Source organism: Streptosporangium sp. NPDC000095 (assembly GCF_042899335.1).
In the GTDB taxonomy this organism is placed as follows: Bacteria; Actinomycetota; Actinomycetes; order Streptosporangiales; family Streptosporangiaceae; genus Streptosporangium.
Genome location: NZ_JBIAZS010000014.1, coordinates 32,312 through 50,232, shown reverse-complemented (window position 1 = coordinate 50,232; position 17,921 = coordinate 32,312). Strand labels below are relative to the sequence as shown.

At 67.9% G+C, this 17,921-nt stretch carries 12 protein-coding genes and 1 pseudogene; 8 read left to right on the top strand and 5 right to left on the bottom strand.

All coding sequences use genetic code 11. From position 1 onward, the window contains the following. Position 1: 1 nt before the first annotated feature. Positions 2-931: an amino acid ABC transporter permease gene (locus ACFY3V_RS27985; protein ID WP_362898064.1), complete on the bottom strand. Its 930-nt coding sequence runs from the start codon at positions 929-931 to the stop codon at positions 2-4. Continuing rightward, on the bottom strand, positions 928-1,794 hold the full coding sequence (locus ACFY3V_RS27980; protein WP_362898066.1) for a transporter substrate-binding domain-containing protein: 867 nt from the start codon (positions 1,792-1,794) through the stop codon (positions 928-930). The genes ACFY3V_RS27985 and ACFY3V_RS27980 overlap by 4 nt, the downstream gene beginning before the upstream one ends. Before the next feature lie 167 nt (positions 1,795-1,961). Between ACFY3V_RS27980 and ACFY3V_RS27975 the strand changes: the two genes are divergently transcribed. Next, positions 1,962-3,587, top strand: coding sequence for a PucR family transcriptional regulator (locus ACFY3V_RS27975; RefSeq protein WP_389777686.1), 1,626 nt, complete (start codon positions 1,962-1,964; stop codon positions 3,585-3,587). 143 nt (positions 3,588-3,730) lie between these two features. On the opposite strand, the gene ACFY3V_RS27970 is transcribed toward ACFY3V_RS27975, so the two are convergent. After that, entirely contained in the window at positions 3,731-5,923 is a 2,193-nt protein-coding gene (locus tag ACFY3V_RS27970; RefSeq protein WP_362898070.1) for a transglycosylase domain-containing protein, read from the bottom strand. A 316-nt stretch (positions 5,924-6,239) separates the two neighbouring features. On the opposite strand from ACFY3V_RS27970, the gene ACFY3V_RS27965 reads away from it, so the two are divergent. Beyond that, the gene (locus ACFY3V_RS27965) at positions 6,240-9,632 is read left to right on the top strand and encodes a BTAD domain-containing putative transcriptional regulator (RefSeq protein ID WP_389777684.1); all 3,393 of its coding nucleotides are present in this window, start codon (positions 6,240-6,242) and stop codon (positions 9,630-9,632) included. Between the two features lie 189 nt (positions 9,633-9,821). Here the strand turns inward: ACFY3V_RS27965 and ACFY3V_RS27960 are convergent, their stop codons facing one another. Then, positions 9,822-10,034 (bottom strand): hypothetical protein, encoded by a 213-nt coding sequence (locus ACFY3V_RS27960; protein ID WP_350941601.1) that lies wholly within the window; start codon positions 10,032-10,034, stop codon positions 9,822-9,824. Positions 10,035-11,091: 1,057 nt separating this feature from the next. Between ACFY3V_RS27960 and ACFY3V_RS27955 the strand changes: the two genes are divergently transcribed. Together ACFY3V_RS27955 and fmdA are read left to right on the top strand one after the other, a co-directional pair. Next, a complete protein-coding gene (locus tag ACFY3V_RS27955) occupies positions 11,092-11,373 on the top strand; it encodes an FmdB family zinc ribbon protein (protein ID WP_389777681.1) in 282 nt (93 codons plus the stop codon). Positions 11,374-11,410: 37 nt separating this feature from the next. Beyond that, entirely contained in the window at positions 11,411-12,667 is a 1,257-nt protein-coding gene (fmdA, locus tag ACFY3V_RS27950) for a formamidase (protein WP_362898077.1), read from the top strand. Between the two features lie 402 nt (positions 12,668-13,069). Here the strand turns inward: fmdA and ACFY3V_RS27945 are convergent. Beyond that, positions 13,070-13,261, bottom strand: a pseudogene (locus ACFY3V_RS27945) (IS5/IS1182 family transposase); the annotation flags it as partial. Positions 13,262-13,937: 676 nt separating this feature from the next. On the opposite strand from ACFY3V_RS27945, the gene ACFY3V_RS27940 reads away from it, so the two are divergent. From ACFY3V_RS27940 to ACFY3V_RS27925, 4 genes are all read left to right on the top strand, one after another. Beyond that, positions 13,938-15,164 carry a hypothetical protein gene (locus ACFY3V_RS27940; RefSeq protein ID WP_389777678.1) on the top strand — a complete coding sequence of 409 codons (1,227 nt, stop codon included), beginning with the start codon at positions 13,938-13,940 and terminating at the stop codon, positions 15,162-15,164. A 159-nt stretch (positions 15,165-15,323) separates the two neighbouring features. Continuing rightward, the gene (locus ACFY3V_RS27935) at positions 15,324-16,586 is read left to right on the top strand and encodes a hypothetical protein (protein ID WP_389777676.1); all 1,263 of its coding nucleotides are present in this window, start codon (positions 15,324-15,326) and stop codon (positions 16,584-16,586) included. Positions 16,587-16,878: 292 nt separating this feature from the next. Next, positions 16,879-17,133 carry a hypothetical protein gene (locus ACFY3V_RS27930; protein ID WP_389777674.1) on the top strand — a complete coding sequence of 85 codons (255 nt, stop codon included), beginning with the start codon at positions 16,879-16,881 and terminating at the stop codon, positions 17,131-17,133. A 184-nt stretch (positions 17,134-17,317) separates the two neighbouring features. Beyond that, the gene (locus ACFY3V_RS27925) at positions 17,318-17,914 is read left to right on the top strand and encodes a hypothetical protein (protein ID WP_389777672.1); all 597 of its coding nucleotides are present in this window, start codon (positions 17,318-17,320) and stop codon (positions 17,912-17,914) included. Positions 17,915-17,921: the final 7 nt, after the last annotated feature.

The following is a 17,921-nucleotide window of genomic DNA, read 5'->3' as shown; positions in this document are numbered from 1 at the left end:
TTCACCCGGTGCGGCGCGTCGTGGCGGTGCTGCGGCCGAGCGTGCGCTCCAGGTGGTACTGGGCGACCGACAGCAGGCTGACGAGGATCATGTACCAGATGGTCGCCACCATGAGCAGCGGGACGACCTCGAACGTACGGTTGTAGATCTGCTGGACGCTGTAGAGCAGGTCCGAGACCGAGATGAAGGCGACGAGGGAGGTGGCCTTCAGCAGGTTGATGAGGTCGTTGCTCACCGGCGGCACCGCGATCTTCATCGCCTGGGGGAAGACGATGCGACGGAACGTGTCCAGCGGCGTCATGCCCAGGGCGAGCGCCGCCTCGCGCTGCCCCTGGGGAACCGCGAGCAGTGACGATCGGATGATCTCCGAGGTGTAGGCGGCCTGCTGAAGGCCGAAGGCCAGCACGGCCGACCAGTAGGCGGTCATGAGGTTGCGCGTGTCCAGCGCGAACAGGTCTCCGCCGAAGGGATTGGGGAGGCTGAACGTCGGATAGATCAACGAGACGTTGAACCACAGGATGAGCAGGACCAGCAGCGGGATGGACCGGAAGAACCAGACGTACGTCCCGCTGACGGCGCGCAGGACGGGGTTCGCCGAGAGCCGCATGTTCGCGATGACCACCGACACCACGAGGGCGAGCCCCATCGACAGGGCGGTCAGCGTGATGGTGTTGACCAGGCCGTTCATGACCTGCTCGGAGAAGAAGTAGTCGGCCACCGTGCCCCACTCGAAGGCGGGGTTACGGGCGACGCTGATCGCGAGGCCGGCGACGGCGGCCACCATCAGTACCGCGAAGGTCAGCCGACCGAGGTGGAGCGGACGTCCGTGGGGAAGCCGTGAGATCGATTCCATCCGCCGGCGCCAGTCCTCCGGCGTCCCGTCCTTTCCCGCCTGTTCCGAGGGGGACCCGGCCGTGCTGACCTCACTCATGCGTGCGGCTCTGGGTTGATCACGGAAGCCTTGATCGACATGTTCTCGGTACCGTACTTGGCGAGGATCTTGGCGTAGGTACCGTTCTTGATCAGCGCTTCGGTGGCCTGTTGCAGCTTGGCCGCCATGCCGTCGCCCTTCATCGAGGCGAACCCGATGTCGATCGCCTGGTAGATCGGTCCGGTGATCTTCCACACGCCGGGCTCGGTGCGCGTCTGGTAGCCCAGGCCGCTGGAGGTCGCCGTGGAGGCGTCGGTCCTGCCGCTCTTCACGGCGAGGTCGGCGGTCGCCTGGTCGGCGAAGGTCTGCACGTCGACGGGCTTCTTCCCGGCGGCCTCGCACTTCTTGGACTGGTCTTCGAGTGTCGACACCGGGCTCGAACCCGCGGTCACCGCGACGGAGACGCCGCACAGGTCGTCGAGTGAGTCGCCGATGGTGATGCCGTCGGCCTTGACACGGAAGCCGTAGCTCTCGACGAGGGTGGTGGCGAAGTCGAACTTCTTCAGCCGTTCCGCCGTGACGTCGGCGCCGGGCACCCAGGCGTAGGCGCCGCGCTGCAGGCCCAGGAGCGAGTTCTCGAACGACGCCTGCTCGTTCTTGACGGTCACCCCCATCTCCTCGCCGAGCGCGGTGGACAGGTCGGGCAGCAGCCCGGCGAGTTTGCCGCCGTCGTCGAGGAAGCTGTACGGCGGGACACCGACCTGCTGAGGGATGACGTAGACCTGCGACTCGGCGGCACCGGAGGCAGGGGCGGAGGCGGACACGGATTCCGTCGAGGAACCGCCGCACGCCGAGAGGACGGTGGTGCCGAGCACGCCTACGGCGACAACGCCGAGGGCGCGTCGGATGCGAACCAACGCCATGTTGGTCCTCCTGGTTTCTGGGGGTTTCGGTTGGTCGACCGTTGGGGGTGCTGTCACCCTAAAACGCCGAACTGTTCACAAGCTTTGTGGGGATGTATATATTTTTGTCCTGTTTGATAGATAGTTGGCCAAGTAGATAACACCCATGTCACAGAGTGCGGGGTCCTGTGAAATCTGCGTATCCGCGCTGGTCATCCACCCTGGCCGAGCTCCTCGACGTCGTACGCGACCCCTTCGTGTCGGTGGTCCACGCCCCCGGCGGCCTGGACGTCCCCATCGGCGGCTGCGTCACCCTCGACGTGTCCGACGGCACGACCCCGCCCGACGACCACGAGATGGACGGTGCCGTCGTCCTGCTCCTCGGCGTCCGCGGCCGTGACGCGGTCGAGGCCGCCGTCGATCTCGCCCGCCACCGGCCCGCCGCGCTCGTCGTGAAGCTCAGGGACGCCGACCCGCGGTCGCTGCGCGAACTCCCGGTCTCGATCATCGGGATCACCGACCGGACGCCGTGGTGGCGCCTGGTCACCGTGGTCGAACGCTTCGTCCGGGAATCCGATGGATACGAGCGACTGGCGCGGAGGACCGGTCCCGCGCTCGGCGAGCACAACGACCTCTTCGGACTGGCCAAGGCGCTCGGCATGATGACCGGCACGCTGATCTCCATCGAGGACGTGCAGGGACGGGTGCTCGCCTTCTCCCCCTACAGCGACCAGGCCGACGACATCCGGCGTCTCACCATCCTCGGGCGCGAACCCCCGGCGGAACACATGGCGGAACTGCAGGCCATGCGGGTCTACGACCGGCTACGGCGTCCTCGTGCCACGGTGGCGCTGGACGAGAAGGACGGGTTCCGGCGCAGGCTCGGGGTCGGCATGCACGATCCGCGGTCCGGCGAGTACCTCGGCACCATCTGGATGCAGGAGACGAACCGGCCCTTCTCCCAACAGACCGAGGAGCACCTCGTCGCGGCCTCGATCTTCGCCGCGCGACTCGTCGGCCAGAGCCGTCTCATCCACACCATGGGCACCGAGTTCGTCCAGCGCATGCTCGCCCCCGGCTCCCAACGCGACGAGACCGGATTCGTGCGGCAGTTGAGCCTCGACGCCCCCCGGGAGTTCGCCGTGGTCGCCTTCGAGGCGGTCGGTGACGCCGACGCGCGCCAGTGGCTGTCCTCCACCGAGGCGGTGACGATGCTGACGGTGCACGCCCACTCCGTCCGTGACGAGTCGATGGTCGCCCCGGTCGGACTCCGCCTGTACGCCGTCCTCCCCGGCCAGGTCGAGGTGGACCGCTACCTGAAGTGGGCCCGCCGCACTCTGGTGGCGTTCGAGCGGCACCGGGGAGCCACCTTCCGTGCGGCGATCGCCTCGTCCCTGTCGGTGCCGACCGTGGCCGCGGCCCGCGCGGAGGCCGACCGCGTGTGCGAGACCGTCGCCCACACACCCGACCGGCCGGTGATCAGTCTCGACGGCCAGCGCACGGCGGTGTTGCTGTCGGAGGCGCTCACGACACTGGGGGAGACGGATCTGCTGGCCGACGACCGGTTCCTTCGCCTGGTCAAATACGACCGGAGCCACGGCAGCAGTCTCATCGACACCGTCGCCGCCTACCTCGGCGCGCTCGGCGACGTGGGCGCCACGGCGCGTTCACTGCTCGTGCACCCCAACACCGTTCGCTATCGCGTGGCACGGCTGGAGCAGGTGGGCGGTTACCGCCTCGACGACCCCGACGACAGGGTGGTGCTCGACCTGCAACTGCGTCTGTGGCGCCGTGAAGGGCCCGGCACCGCCTGATCGACGCGCTCCCGGGCGGGTCTGGGACGAAGGGCCCGGCACTACGCTCGAGCGGGGCCGGGACGAGGAGCCCGGCACCGTCTGATCGACGCGCTCCGAGCGGGGTCGGGACGGCCGCCCCGACCCCGCTCGGCCGTCGGCCGTTACTCGCCCTGGCCGATGGGAACCTGCGCCTCATCGCCGCCGCCACCGTCGGGACCGTCGGCGTTGTTGTCGGGGCCGTCGTTGTTCGACGGGGGCGGCGCGGGCTGGCAGCTCTGGCCACATCCGCCGAACCGCTCCGTGTTGAGCGGGGTGAAGGACGTCGGCTCGACGTTCTTCAGCGCCGCCAGCATCGTCTCCTTCCAGATCGGGCCCGAGATGCTGGCGCCGACGACCGAGCCGTAGTAGCGGCCACCGATCGTGACGCCGTTCAGCTTGTACTTCTGCGAGCCGCGCGGGTCACCGATGCTGACCGCGCCGGCCAGGTCGGGGGTGAACCCGGCGAACCACGCGGTGGCGTAACTGTCGGTGGTGCCGGTCTTGCCCGCCGCGTCGCGGCCGATGCCGCCGACGCCCCGCATCGTGCCCTTGGTGAACACGCCGGACAGCACGTGGGCCGCCGCGTCGGCGACCTCGGGGTCGAGGGCCTGGCGGCACTTGGGCTTGTAGTCGGTGACCTTGCCGTTCCTGTCGGTGATCCGGGTGATCGCCATCGGCGCGCAGTACTTGCCGCGCGCGCCGATCGCGGCGTACGCGTTGGCCACGGTCACCGGGTCCATCTCGTTGGTGCCGAGCGTGAACGTCGAGTACTCAAGGAGCTTGAGGCCGTCGGAGCGGTGGATGCCCAGCGACTTCGCGGTCTTGATCGTCTCGCAGAGCCCGACGCGCTGCTCCAACTCCATGAAGAACGTGTTCACCGAGCCCCAGGTGCCGGTCTGCAGGGTCTTCCAGCCGGGGGCGCCCTCGTCGTTGGTGACGGTGTGGCTCGGGTCGCCGATGTTCTCGCCCTTGCAGTTCTTGAACGCCGAGTAGCCGGAGGCGCGGAAACCTGCACCCGCGCTGAAGCCGTCGTTCACCTTCATGCCCTGCTTCAGCGCGGTGAGCAGCGTGAACGTCTTGAAGGTCGAGCCCGCCTGGAAGCCGACGCCGCCACCGTGCGCGGCGTCCGCGACGAGGTTGTAGGACATCTCGTTCTTGGCCTTGCTCCGGCCGTACTTCCTGCTGGCCGCCATGGCCTTGATCGCCCCGGTGCCCGGCTGGACCAGCGCCTCGGCCGCCACCGGGTTGTCGGAGGGGAAGACCAACTTCCTGATCGCCTTGTCCGCCGCCGCCTGCATGGACGGGTCGAGCGTGGTCCTGATCGTCAGGCCGCCGCGGTTGAGGAACTGCCCCCTGGCCTTGGCCGTCTTGCCGAAGTCGGGATTGTTCAGGACCTCGTTGCGCGCGTAGATGCAGAAGTACGGGTAGTCGCTGGACTCGCAGCCACCGGGAAGCTTCGTCCCCTTGTAGCCGAGCTTCGCCTTCTTCGCCTTCTGCGCCTCTTCCGGGGTGATCTTGCCCAGCTCGGCCATCCGGTCGAGCACGACGTTGCGCCGGTGCAGCAACCGCTCGCGATACTGCTTGCCCCGGTTGGGGTCGGTGGCGTTGGGATCCTGCACGGCGCCGGCCAGCGTCGCCGCCTGCGGCAGGGTGAGCTTCTCGGCCTTGACGCCGAAGAACCGCTTCGCCGCCGCCTCCACGCCGTAGGCGCTCGCGCCGAAGTAGGCGATGTTCAGATACTTCTCCAGGATCTCGTCCTTGGAGTACTTCTCCTCCACCGCCATCGCGTAGCGCAGCTCGTTGAGCTTGCGCGCGTAGCTGGCCTCCAGCGCCTTGTTCTTCTCCTCGTCGGTGGCCGCGGAGTTGAGCAGGACCTGCTTGACGTACTGCTGGGTGATGCTGGAGCCGCCCTGGCTCACCCCGCCCGCGTGCAGGTTCTTGGCGAACGCGCGGATCGTGCCCTCAAGGTCGATCGCCCCGTGCTGGTAGAAGCGGTAGTCCTCGATCGAGATGATCGCGGTCTTCATGATCTCGGCGACCTGGTCGAGCTTGACGACCTCGCGATACTCCTCGTAGAACCGCGCGATCTCGTTGCCCTTGGCGTCCTGCACGATCGAGACCTCCGCCGGCGGAGGTTCCTTGAGATCCTCGGGCCTGAGGTTCAGCTCGTTGGTCGCCGAGACGATGCCGAGGCCCGCGCCTCCCACCGCCGGTAGTGCGATCCCCGCGACCAGCAGACCCGCCGCCGCCGCGATGGCGGCGAGACGCCCGACACTGGACGCGACCCCTGACTGTCCTTCACCCCGTTCAGACATAAGCCATAGATTATGGGATTTTCCAGGTGCTCCTCGCCGTGATCCGCGATATCCGACCACTCTCGCGGGAGTGATTCCCGGTCACCGTGGCGGGATATACCCGCCCGCCACGGCACGGTTTTCCGCCGGGTTCGCACCACGACCGCAGTGCCGAGGTGCGCGAGGTGCTGTTTCGCACATCAGGATGAGCTGTACACGGATGGTGGTAAATGCCATGATCACGCCTCATGGACACCGACGCCCTCCGAGAGACGAGCGGGGCTGTCGAACCTGAAGACCGGCCACCAGGTGAAGCCAGGAAGCGGGGTGGCCGTTGATGGAGTTCCAGGTGCTGGGACCGCTTCAGGTGACCCGCGACGGTCAGGAGGTCTTCGTCGGTGCCGCGTACAAGCCCCGGCTCGTGCTCGCCGTCCTCCTCGCCCGCGGAGCCGGGCGGACGGTCTCGGTCGACCAGCTCGTCACCACCGTCTGGAACGACGGCCCCCCGGCCTCCGCGCGGCGCAACATCCAGCTGTACGTGCACCGGCTGCGGAGCGTGCTCGGCAACGACCGCATCGTCCGGCAGCCGGGCGGATACACGATCGTCACCGGCGACGGACTGGACTCCACCCGCTTCCGTGAACTCGCCGCGGAGGGGAGCCGGACGCTCGACGGCGACCCCGCGCGGGCCGGCCGCATCCTGCGCGACGCCATCGACCTGTGGCGAGGTCCGGCGTTCGCCGAGTTCGGCGACTGCGAGCCGATCGCCGAGGAGGCGGCGCAGCTGGAACAACTCCGGCTCGTCACCCACGAACGGTGGGCGGAGGCGGAGCTCGCCCTGGGCAGGCACGGCGAACTGATCGGCGAACTGACCAGGCTCGCGCTCGCGCACCCGTACCACGAAGGGTTGCGCGCCCACCTCATGGTCGCGCTGAACCGCAGCGGTCGCCAGGCCGAGGCACTGGAGGTCTTCCAGCAGACGCGCGCCCTGCTCCACGAGCAGCTCGGGGTGGAACCGGGCCCCGCGCTCCAGCGGCTGCACCAGGACATCCTCCGCGGCGACGACCGGCCCCCCGCACCCGAGCGCGCCGCGCCCGCGACGACGGTCACGGCGTCGGACGCCGCCCGTACGACACCGCCGGTGCCCAGAGAGCTGCCCACGAACATTCCCGGCTTCATCGGGCGTCAGGACGCGTTCGAGGCCCTGGACAGGATGCTGCCCGGCGGAGCCACCGACCCGATCACCATCTCCGCCATCACCGGGATGGGAGGCGTCGGCAAGACCGCACTCGCGGTGCGGTGGGCACACCGGGTGGCCGACAGGTTCCCCGACGGGCAGCTCTACCTCAACCTGCGGGGGTATTCGCCCGGAGCGCCGGTACACCCCGCGGACGCGCTCGCCGGTTTCCTCCGGGCGCTGGGCGTCTCGCCGGGACAGGTGCCCGTCGAGGCGACGGAGGCCGCCGCGCGCTACCGCTCGCTCATGGCGGGACGGCGGATCCTCATCCTGCTGGACAACGCGAGCTCGGCGGAACAGGTCCGGCCCCTGGTGCCGGGCAACGCCGGCTGCGCGGTGCTCGTCACCAGCCGCGACCGGCTCACCGGGCTGGTCGTCCGCGAGGGCGCCCAGCGCATCACCCTCGACACACTCGTGCCCGCCGAGACCGAAGCCCTGTTCGGCCACCTTCTCGGCGCGGACCGCGTACGGGCCGAGCCCGAGGCCGTCGCCAGGCTGGGAGAGGTGTGCGCCCACCTGCCCCTCGCGCTGCGCATAGCGGCGGCGCGCCTGCTGGACCGCCCGAACTTCCCGATCGGGGACTACGTCACCGAGCTGAGCACCGGCAGCCCGGTGAACGCGCTCACGATCGAGGGCGACGAGGAGACCGCCGTCCGCGCCACCTTCGACCTGTCGTACCGGCTCCTGCCCGAGCACGTACGGCGGATCTTCCGGCGGCTCGGGCCGGTCGCGGTCCCCGACTTCACCCCGGCCGCGGCGGCGGCCCTCGCGGACGTCTCCGAGCAGGAGGCGGCGGCGGCACTGGAGCGGCTCACCGGCGTCCACCTGGTCGACCAGCACGGCCCCGACCGCTTCACCGTGCACGACCTGCTCCGCCGGTACGCCGACGACCTCTCGTCCGCCGAGGACGGCGCGGAGGAACGGGCGAAGGCGACGGGCAGGCTGTTCGAGTGGTACCTGTCAATGGCCGGCGACGCCGCGAAGGTGCTCTACCCGGACATGCTCCAGCTGCCCGCGCCCGACGAGATCGTGGCACGGACCGCGACCATCGGCACCCCCGCCACCACGCGAACCGTGACCGTCGACGACCCGGCCGCGGCACAGGCGGCCATCGACGACCCGGCCGCCCCACGAACGGCGACCGTCGACACCACCGCCGCCGCGCGAACGCCGGTCATCGACAACACCGCCGCCGCCATGGCGTGGTTGAGCGCCGAACACCACAACGTGGTCGCGGCGATCGGTCACGCGGTCCGGTACGGTCCCAGACCCATGGCCTGGCTCCTGGCCGACCGGCTCCGCGGCTATCACAACTTCTCCAGACGCATGGTCGACTGGCTCGCCACCGGTCGCGCCGCACTCGCCGCGGCCCACGCGGAACGGGACCGGCGGGCGATGGCGTCCGCGTTCCTGAACCTCGCCCACGCCTACCACTGCCTCGCCCGCTACAACCGTTCGATCACCTACCTGAACAGGGCGATCGCCCTCAGCCACGAGACGGGATGGACGCAGGGCGAGGCGAGCGCCCTGAGCAATCTGAGCACCACCTTCATGTTCGTCGGGCTCCCCGACGAGGCCACCCGCCCCCTGTCCAGGGCGCTCGAACTCCACGGCCGTCTCGGCTCCGAGCAGATACGCGCCAAGATCCTGAACAATCTCGCGAACGCCTGCAGAGAGTCCGGCCGGCTCCGCGAGGGGCTCGACCACGCCGTCCAGGCGTTGACGCTGATCCGCGAGACCTCGGCGCCGAGAGCCGAAGCGGTCGCGATGACCACCATCGGCGAACTCCACCACCAGCTCGGCCACCTCGCCGCCTCCGCCGACCACCTCACCGCCGCCCTGGTCCGTCACCGGGAACTCGGTGACCGATATCTGGAGGCCGACACGCTGGCGTGGCTCGCCCTGGTACGCCGCGACTCCGGCCGGCTGGAGCAGGCCCACGACACCGCCGAGGCCGCGCTGGGGATAGCGGTGGACATCGGCGACCGATTCACCGAGGTCCAGGCGATGAACACGCTCGCCTCCATCCGTGACCACTCCGGGAACCCCGAGGAGGCCCTGCGTCTCCACCGGACCGCGCTGGGCATCGCCAGGGAGATCAACGCCCGCCACCTCGTGGGCGAGGCGCTTCTCGCGCTGGGCATCACCCACCACCGCGCGGGCGACCACACCGCCGCCGCCGACCTCGCCGAACAGGCGCTGGAACTCGTCGGCGAACCCCATTTCCGCGTCGTCGAAGGACGGGCGCTCACCGTACTCGCCTACGCCTGCCACCGGCGAGGACTCCTGACGGAAGCCGAGAAGTACGGCCGTCGCGCCCTCGACAACCACCGGGCGACCGGGCACCGGATGGGCGAGGCCCAGACCTGGGTCGTACTCTCCGCGATCTCGCGTGACAACGGCGACACGCCCACCGCGGAAACCCAGGAACGCCTCGCCACGGAGTTGTACGCGGAGATCGGGGCCCCCTTCTCGCGGGAGCTGACCGGCTGATCCCGGCGTTCCCGCGCCTCGGGCTTTTCCCGTACTCCGGACCGTCTCCGTACCCTGGGCCTTTCCCGTGCCCTGGGCCGTTTCCGCACCCTGGAGCGGAGAGTGCGCGTCCTCGACGTCGGCGAACGCGGCGAAACCGCGCAGCCGACGCCCTTCCCCGGAGGACGGCAGGCTCTCCACTGGTTCGGATCAGGGACAGATGCCGTAGAGGTAGCAGTCGTCGAAGACCGGACCGGACCGGTTCTCGGCGATGACGGGCCTGAACCAGTCGTACGGGTCGGGATACTCGAGGGGAGGAATCTCGGCGACCGCGCTGTGAGCGGACAAACCGACAACCGCGGTGGACAGCGACGTGGTCAATACGGTCAGCATCGCGAGCGTCGCCCAGCGCTTACGCAACATGATGAGTGTCTCCTTGCTCGACGCGCCGCCAGGCCCCGCCAGCGAAACGCTGCGCCAGAGTACGGAGCATGTGTATATCGGCGGTATATCACCTGCTCAGCGAGGGTTTTCTGGGTAGCGGAACCTTGGCGCGACCTCCCCACACCCGTTTTTCCCGACAAACCCGGCTTTCCCGACGGCGCCCCGGTCCCGTTTTCCGGCCGGGACCTCGAAGCCGGAACCCGGAGCCGGAAACAGTCCGGCGGACACGGCTCCGACCTGCGGGTCCACGACGGGGACGCGCGATGCACGGCTGTTATACCGCCGCTATACCGGGTCACCGCAGAATCCTTCACAGCACCACGGCGTCGGCTCGGATCTCCCGCAGGACTCGGACCGGCGTCCTGGTGCCGGTCCGGTTCCACTGCGGGACCCGGACCGGCCACCGTCGTGCCGGCTCGGATCTCCCGCAGGACCCGGGCCGGCATCGGAGAGACAGTCTGGTTTGCAACGGGGCCGCGAACCAGCTGCGATCCACCGCGTACCTTCGGGTTCGAACGGGAAAGCGGTGGATCGGCTGAGCGGACAAAGAAATGGACGGCTCGGACTCTTGAAGAAGTCCCTGGTCCCGTCGTTCCGGCGGGACCAGGGACTTCTCTCCGTGTGGCGAGAGCCGATCGGGCGGTTCGGCGCGCGGCTTGGAGCACATCGGGCCGACTGTCGCTTGACTCAAGGTCGGCACGGCGGGTGTCGGGCGGCCGGGGTCAGCGCCGGTGCCGGACCACCCGGGGAACCTCGCAGGTAGTCGGCGAGGCACCCGCTCCAGGAGGGGCGGCCGGCAAACAGAAATATATTTATGCGTTTATCGCAAGGGAACATATCCTCGCACTTTTGCCCGGAAACCAAGGTATCTACCTTACTGTGCGGGCAAGTTGACGGAAGCGAGATGGATTGCGTTCCATTCACGCGTTAAGTTGCGGATACATCCGACTCTGAGGCTGTTTTCCCAGGTGACGGCGACAGAACGGGATGCACGACCGAAGAGGACAGGTTCGAAGTCGCTCGAAGGGCGCACGTTATGACGGTATATGCCTATCGGTGCCCTCACTGCTCCGAAATCGAGGTCGCTTTTCCGATCGGAACCGCATCCGCCGCGGTGCGGTGTCCAGACTGCGGCGCGGTCTCGGCTCGGATGTTCTCGGCGCCGATGCTGGCGCGCTCCCCGGACGCCGTGTCCACCCTGTTGCAGCACGCGGAGCGCAGCGCCCACGAGCCCGAAGTCGTCACGTCCCTGCCGCGGCGCCGCACCGGACGCGCGGTGACCGCCCATCCCGCTACCAGCCGCCTGCCGCGGCCGTGACCGTCTCTGTCTCACAGCGCCGAAAGGAATCCGAACCGTGCCGGAGCTGATTTTCCCGCTCGACTCATCCAGAAGGTTCACCGACCAGGCCAAGATCGGTCACAACCGCTGGCACCCCGAGATCCCGCCCGTGGCATGGGTAAAGCCCGGCGACAGCTTCCGGGTCCACTGTCGGGAGTGGTTCGACGGTGCGATCCACAACGACGACTCCGCCGAGGACATCCGCGACGCCCCGTTGACGACGGTGCATGCGCTCAGTGGCCCGTTCGCGGTCGAGGGGGCCGAGCCGGGCGACCTGCTGGTCGTGGACATCCTCGACCTGGGGCCCATCCCCCAGGAGGACAGCGGCCCGCTGGCCGGTCAAGGCTGGGGTTACACCGGGATCTTCCCCACCAAGAACGGCGGCGGGTTCCTCACCGAGCAGTTCCCCGACGCCTACAAGGCGATCTGGGACTTCTCCGGTCAGATCGCCACATCACGCCATATCCCAGCAGTGTCGTTCACCGGCATCACCCACCCCGGACTCATGGGCACCGCGCCGTCAGCGGCGCTGCTGTCGAAGTGGAACGCGCGAGAGTCGGCGCTGAGAGCCACAGACCCGGAGAGAGTGCCGCCGCTGGCCCTGCCTCCCGAGCCTCGGGACGCCGTCCTCGGCTCCGTCTCCTCCTCCGAATTCGACCGAATCGCAGCCGAGGCGGCCCGCACCGCGCCACCGCGAGAAAACGGCGGCAACCAGGACATCAAAAACCTCACCCAGGGCTCCCGCGTGTTCTATCCGGTGTACGTATCCGGCGCGAACCTGTCGGTCGGCGACCTGCACTTCTCGCAGGGCGACGGCGAGATCACCTTTTGCGGTGCCATCGAGATGGGCGGCTTCATCGATCTGCGGGTCGACGTCATCAAGGAGGGCATGCGGACGTACCGTGTCGACGAGAACGCCATCTTCATGCCGGGCCGCACCGCCCCCCAGTACAGCGAGTGGCTCGCCTTCTCCGGGGTGTCCGTCACCCTGGACGGCGAGCAGCGCTATCTCGACTCGCAGCTGGCCTACCAGCGGGCCTGCCTGCACGCGATCGACTACCTGACGGCGTTCGGCTACAGCCCCGAACAGGCATACCTGTTGCTCGGCGCCGCGCCGATCGAGGGCCGGCTGTCGGGGGTGGTGGACATTCCCAACTCCTGCGCCACCGTCTACCTGCCAACCGCGATCTTCGACTTCGACATCCGTCCCGGCGCGTCCGGCCCATTCCGCGTACCCCAGGGCACCAGCACACCACACGCCGCCTTCGGCTGACCTCTCTCTGAGAGCATTTGGCTGATAAGTAGGGTGTTTTGTGCTGTTCCTGCGAGCAGCGGAAAGCACAGGGAATGAAACGTCCGGGGAAGCCGGTACCCATAGTGACATCTGGTGTGGGTGCGACAGTGATTTACGGCTTTTCTCCCATCTGGCTCAAAGGTGGTCTGTTGTGGGTTTTTGTGGCTGGCGGTGGTGCCGTAGTTCGCTGTCGTGACCTGCAAGTTTCTGGGCTCGACGATCTGGTGGGCGATAGACCACTGCCGTGGCTGGACCTCCCCCTTATTCCAGCCCTCTGTCAGACTTCTGCGATACGCGGACATATAACTCCTTTTAATGTGGAGCAGGGCGAGACGGGACGATCGAGACAGCGACGATGACCTTCGCTGACCAGGCCGCCATGACGCCGAATCCGGCTGCGACCTCGGCGAACGTCTCCCCTTTGCGCGAGTGGACCAGGACCGGCATGGCCCGCTGTCCGGTGTTGAGCCGGCGCCAGGGCGACCCGATCGCTTTGCGCCGCCGGCGTATCAGCCCAGCCCACGTAATTCAGCGTTGAACGCGACAACCCACGGCGGCGCGCTGGAAAAGCACTCGAAGCTCCTGGTTCCGACGGCCTGGTTGTGGTGATCAACCCGTCTACCAGGAGCTTTCCACATTCGTCAGGCGAACACCGAGTCCGCGGCCACTCCGCGATCAGCAGATCGTCGCAGGGGGATGAAAATCGTTCAATGCGCGGCTGAAGAGCCGGCGGATACTACGGAAGTCACGCTGCCGCCCCAAAGAGCAGGCCGGCCGATCAAGTAATTCACGTCCCGCAGATCCATGATGCAGGCTGAAAAGCGCTCGGCACGCGACCCAAAACCCCTACGAAACATCGAGGCCAGTGTGCCGGGTCTACCTGCCGGTAACAACTTTCTTATGCGCCGGGCTTCCCAGGGGCGCCCTCAACCGATGATCGCCACTTTTCCGCCATGTCCAAAAGCGGACAACTAATGACATGTGCTATTGGCTGGAATTATGACGGCCTGTAAATATATATCCGCAGGTCAAGTCACTGTTAGCGTTATCACTTCCCCGTGGACACAAAGCCGGAAAACCGGCATGCGGACGACGCTTTACCAGTCCAAATAACAAGAGTCAAGTCATTGATTAACTACTTAATTCATGGAATACCGGATGCATCCGATCAAGCCTCCCATAGAGGAGTATTCCGGTGGAAATCCCCCCAACTGCCGCAAGACCCCCACGATCCTTCCGTCGTCTGGCAGTGGCGCTTGGCACCACCCTCGTCCTTGTCGGGATGAGCGTCGGGCAGGCCGTCGCGGCCCCCGCCCCCGCCCCCGTCAAGGACACCACCACCCGGCCCATCGAGCCGGCCGGCGCGGTCCCGGGCGGTTTCGCCTCCTGGAAGGACCTGCTGGCCACCCAGGAGAAACTGGTCAAGGCCGCCGACCGCGTCACCGCTGCGGTCAAGGCTCAGGGCGGCGCCGGGTTCGCCGGCATCGTGGCCGCGCCGGAGAACCATGAGCTGCGCGTTTACTGGAAGGGGAGCACTCCCAGGTCCGTCCGCGACCTGTTGGGCCAGGTGCGCCAAGAGGTGCCCGTCAGCGTCCTGTCCGCCGCCTACTCGGCCCGCGAGCTGGAGCGGGAAATGAACCGCCTGATCCGCACGTCCGGCGACGTGATCACGGCGATCGCGCCGAACGTCGACGGCTCGGGCCTCACGGTATCGGGCGCCGACTTCGGCCTCACCCGCTCGAAGGTCGCCGACTCGGCGGTTCCGGTCACCGTGGAAGCCGGTGTCAAGCCGACGCTGGCCACCCGCTGGGACGACTCCCCGCCCTGGTGGGGCGGCGCGGCCTGGCGTAACGCCAGTACCGGCGGTGGCTGCTCGACGGGCTTCGCCGTCACCTACGGCGGGACGAGCAGGATGCTGTCCGCGGGCCACTGCGGCGATGCCGGTCAGACGGCCACCGACCCGACCGGCCAGGTGATCGGCTCGATCTCACCGGACAACAACGGCCTTGACGTGCTGCTGATCAACGGCACCTCCGCGGGCCGGGTCTTCAACAACAATGTCGGCTCCACCTCGCCGGAATTCAGCACCTCGGTCATCGGCACCACCAGTTCCTACGTGGGTCTGTGGGTGTGCACCTCCGGCGCGTACTCGGGCACCAACTGCACCATTCAGGTGCAGCAGGTCGGTGTCACGATCAATGTGGGCTACCTGATCACGGGCACGGTGCGGGCCGAGCAGTCGGCGCGCCTCAACGCGGTCGGCCAGGGCGACAGCGGCGGCCCGGTGGAGGTCGTCAATTCGGCCAACACCAGCCAGGTGTACGCGGCGGGCGTCAACACCGCGATCGACGGCGGCACCGCGGTGCCCTGCACCGGCTACGTGACCACCGGCCGCATCTGCGCCTGGCGGATGTACTACTCGCCGTGGAGCAACGCGACCGCCGCGTTCCCCGGCATCGCCATCACCCTCGGATGATCGACGAGATCTGATTCGAGCGATCAGGGACCGGCGCGCGGGCGCCGGTCCCTGATCATCGCCCGCACGCGGCCGGCCAGACCCCGGCCGACGTGGACGAAGTACTGATCGGCCGTCGCTTGCCGGAAGTGCCGAGGTCGTCGCTTAGGAGAATCCAAAGTGCGCACCCCCCTGAGAACCCGCAGGTCAACTCGATTCCGTTACCTGGCCACGGCGGTCGTCGTCATGATCGCCGCCGCCGGGATGGGCACCGCCCAGGCCGCCGGCGCACCGGACCCGGCCAAGCCCCGGACCACGGGATCCGTGGAGCACACCGGACCGGTGCCGGGTGGCTACGCCTCGTGGAAGGACCTGCTGCTCGATCAGCAGAAGATGGTCAAGGCCGCCGACCAGATCACCGCCGCGCTGGCGGACGACGGCGACGGCTACGCGGGCGTCATCGCGGCGCCGGAGAACCGCGAACTGCGCGTGTACTGGAAGGGCAAGCCTGCCAAGGCGATCAACGACCTCGTGGGCCGGTTGCGGCGCGACGTGGCGATCAGCGTCCTGCCGGCGCGGTACTCGGCACGTGAGCTGGAGGGCGAGGCGAATCGCCTCATCCGGGCAAACCGCGATCTGATCACCTCCATCGAGCCCCTTCAGGACGGCTCGGGCCTGAAGGCCACCACTGCCTCGGTCGGCGCGACCCGCACGGCGATCTCCGACGCGGCGGTGCCGGTCACCCTTGAGCACGGTGTGCAACCCAAGGTCGCCAGCCGCTGGAACGACAGCCCGCCGTGGTGGGGTGGTTCGGTGTGGGGCACTCCGTCACCCGCCTGCACGACCGGTTTCGCGGTGACCTACCAGGGCGTCCCCAAGATGCTGACCTCGGCGCACTGCGCGTCGGTCGGCCAGACCGCGGTGGACCCCACCGGCCAGGTCATCGGCACCGTCACGCACAGCAACTCCTCCCGTGACGTGCTCCTTGTCGACACCAACGCCGGGGGCCGAGTCTTCAACAACCCCGTCGGCAGCGTCGCCACGGAGTTCAGCAGCAGCGTGGTCGGCACCACCAGTTCGATCGTCGGCCAGTTCGTCTGCACCTCCGGCGGCTTCTCCGGTACCAACTGCACCATCAAGATCATTGCGGTCAACGTCACGATCAACGTGGGCTGGCTGATCCAGGGCACCGTCCGCGCCGAGCAGCAGGCGTTCACCAACGCGGCCGGCGGCGGTGACAGCGGCGGCCCGGTCGAGGTCACCAACCCGGCCAACACCAACCAGGTTTACGCCGCCGGCACCATCGCCGCCACCGACTACGGCACCCAGGTCCCCTGCACCGGCTACCGGCCCACCGGCCGCGTCTGCACCTGGCGCATCTACTACTCCCCGTGGAGCAACGCGACCACGGCGTTCCCCGGCATCGCCATCATCCCCGGATGACCGACCTGACACCTTTCTGAGTCGAGTGATCGGGACCGGGGCCAAGGCTCCGGTCCCCTTTGTCGTTTCCCCCGAACGCTTTCGTTTCATCGACTCCCGCAGGGAGGACCTCAATCCGGCCGCAACATATTCACCGAATACAGCAACCCGATGACCGGTACTCAGAATTTCCACGTCGGCCTTCTCGTCTGCCCCCTCCAGCGCCTATTCCGAGACCAACTGCAACATCCGGGTCATCACGGTGGGTGTGACCCTCAATATTCCGAGCGTCCCTGGAGGATTTCTCCTCGGCATGGTCCGGGCCGAGCAGCGGGCGTTCACCAGCGCGATCAGCGAGGGCGAAAGTGGCGGTCCGGTCGAGGTCGTGAACCCCAGCGGCAACACCCAGGTGTACGCCGCCGGTGTGGCCTCCGCCCACGACAACGGCACCTCCGTACCGTGCACCGGTCGTGTGAACGCCGGCCGTACCTGCGCCTGGCGCATGTATCACTCCTCGTGGAGCAACGTGATCGCGGCCTTCCCTGGAATGACCATCGTCACCGGATGATCGGCGAGATTGGGTGTGACATGCGATGACCGAAAGGGGTCGGCGCTCAGCGCCGACCCGTTTTTCGCGCCATGAGCCGATCGTTCCCCGGAACGGCGGGTCATCTTTTCAATCCCGGTTCGAACGCATCCCGTCCACTTTTCGTTCTAACTGTTTGTCGGACAATATGATCGGAGGCGTCCTCATGAATGCGAGGAATCACATCCGCACCACGGCCACCGTCCTGGGCGCGGCCCTCTGCCTGGCCACCACCACGGCGGCATGCGCGGCTCCCGGCGGCGACACGGCCGCGCCCCCCGAAGGCCCCACGCCCTCCGTTCCCCACCTCACCGCCGCGAGTTCCACACCCACGGGCCAGGCCGAGGCGCCCTTCCTGGCCGACCGCGTCAGCGAGTACCTACGCCAGACCTACCCCGACCAGTATGCCGGGATAACCGTCGACGGCTCCAAGCTGATCGTCTACCGCGTCCCGTCCTCCACCCTGGACAGCGCTCTGCGTAGCAGGTTCCCCGCCGCCCCCGTCGAACTTCGTGACGCTGCCCACTCCGCTCGCCGCCTGGAGGCCCTGGCTCAGCGCATCACCGACGACATCGACTACTGGACCCGCAAGGGGGTCCCCATCACCACGGTGGCCGCCCGCTTCGACGGCGCCGCCGTAGAGATAGGCACCACCGACCTCCAAAAGGCAACCGCCGAACTCCCCGAACGCTACGGCCCCGTCCCCCTGCGATTCACCGAAGCCTCCCCCACCCTCCTTCTCCCCACGACGACCCCAACCTAGCCTCGGG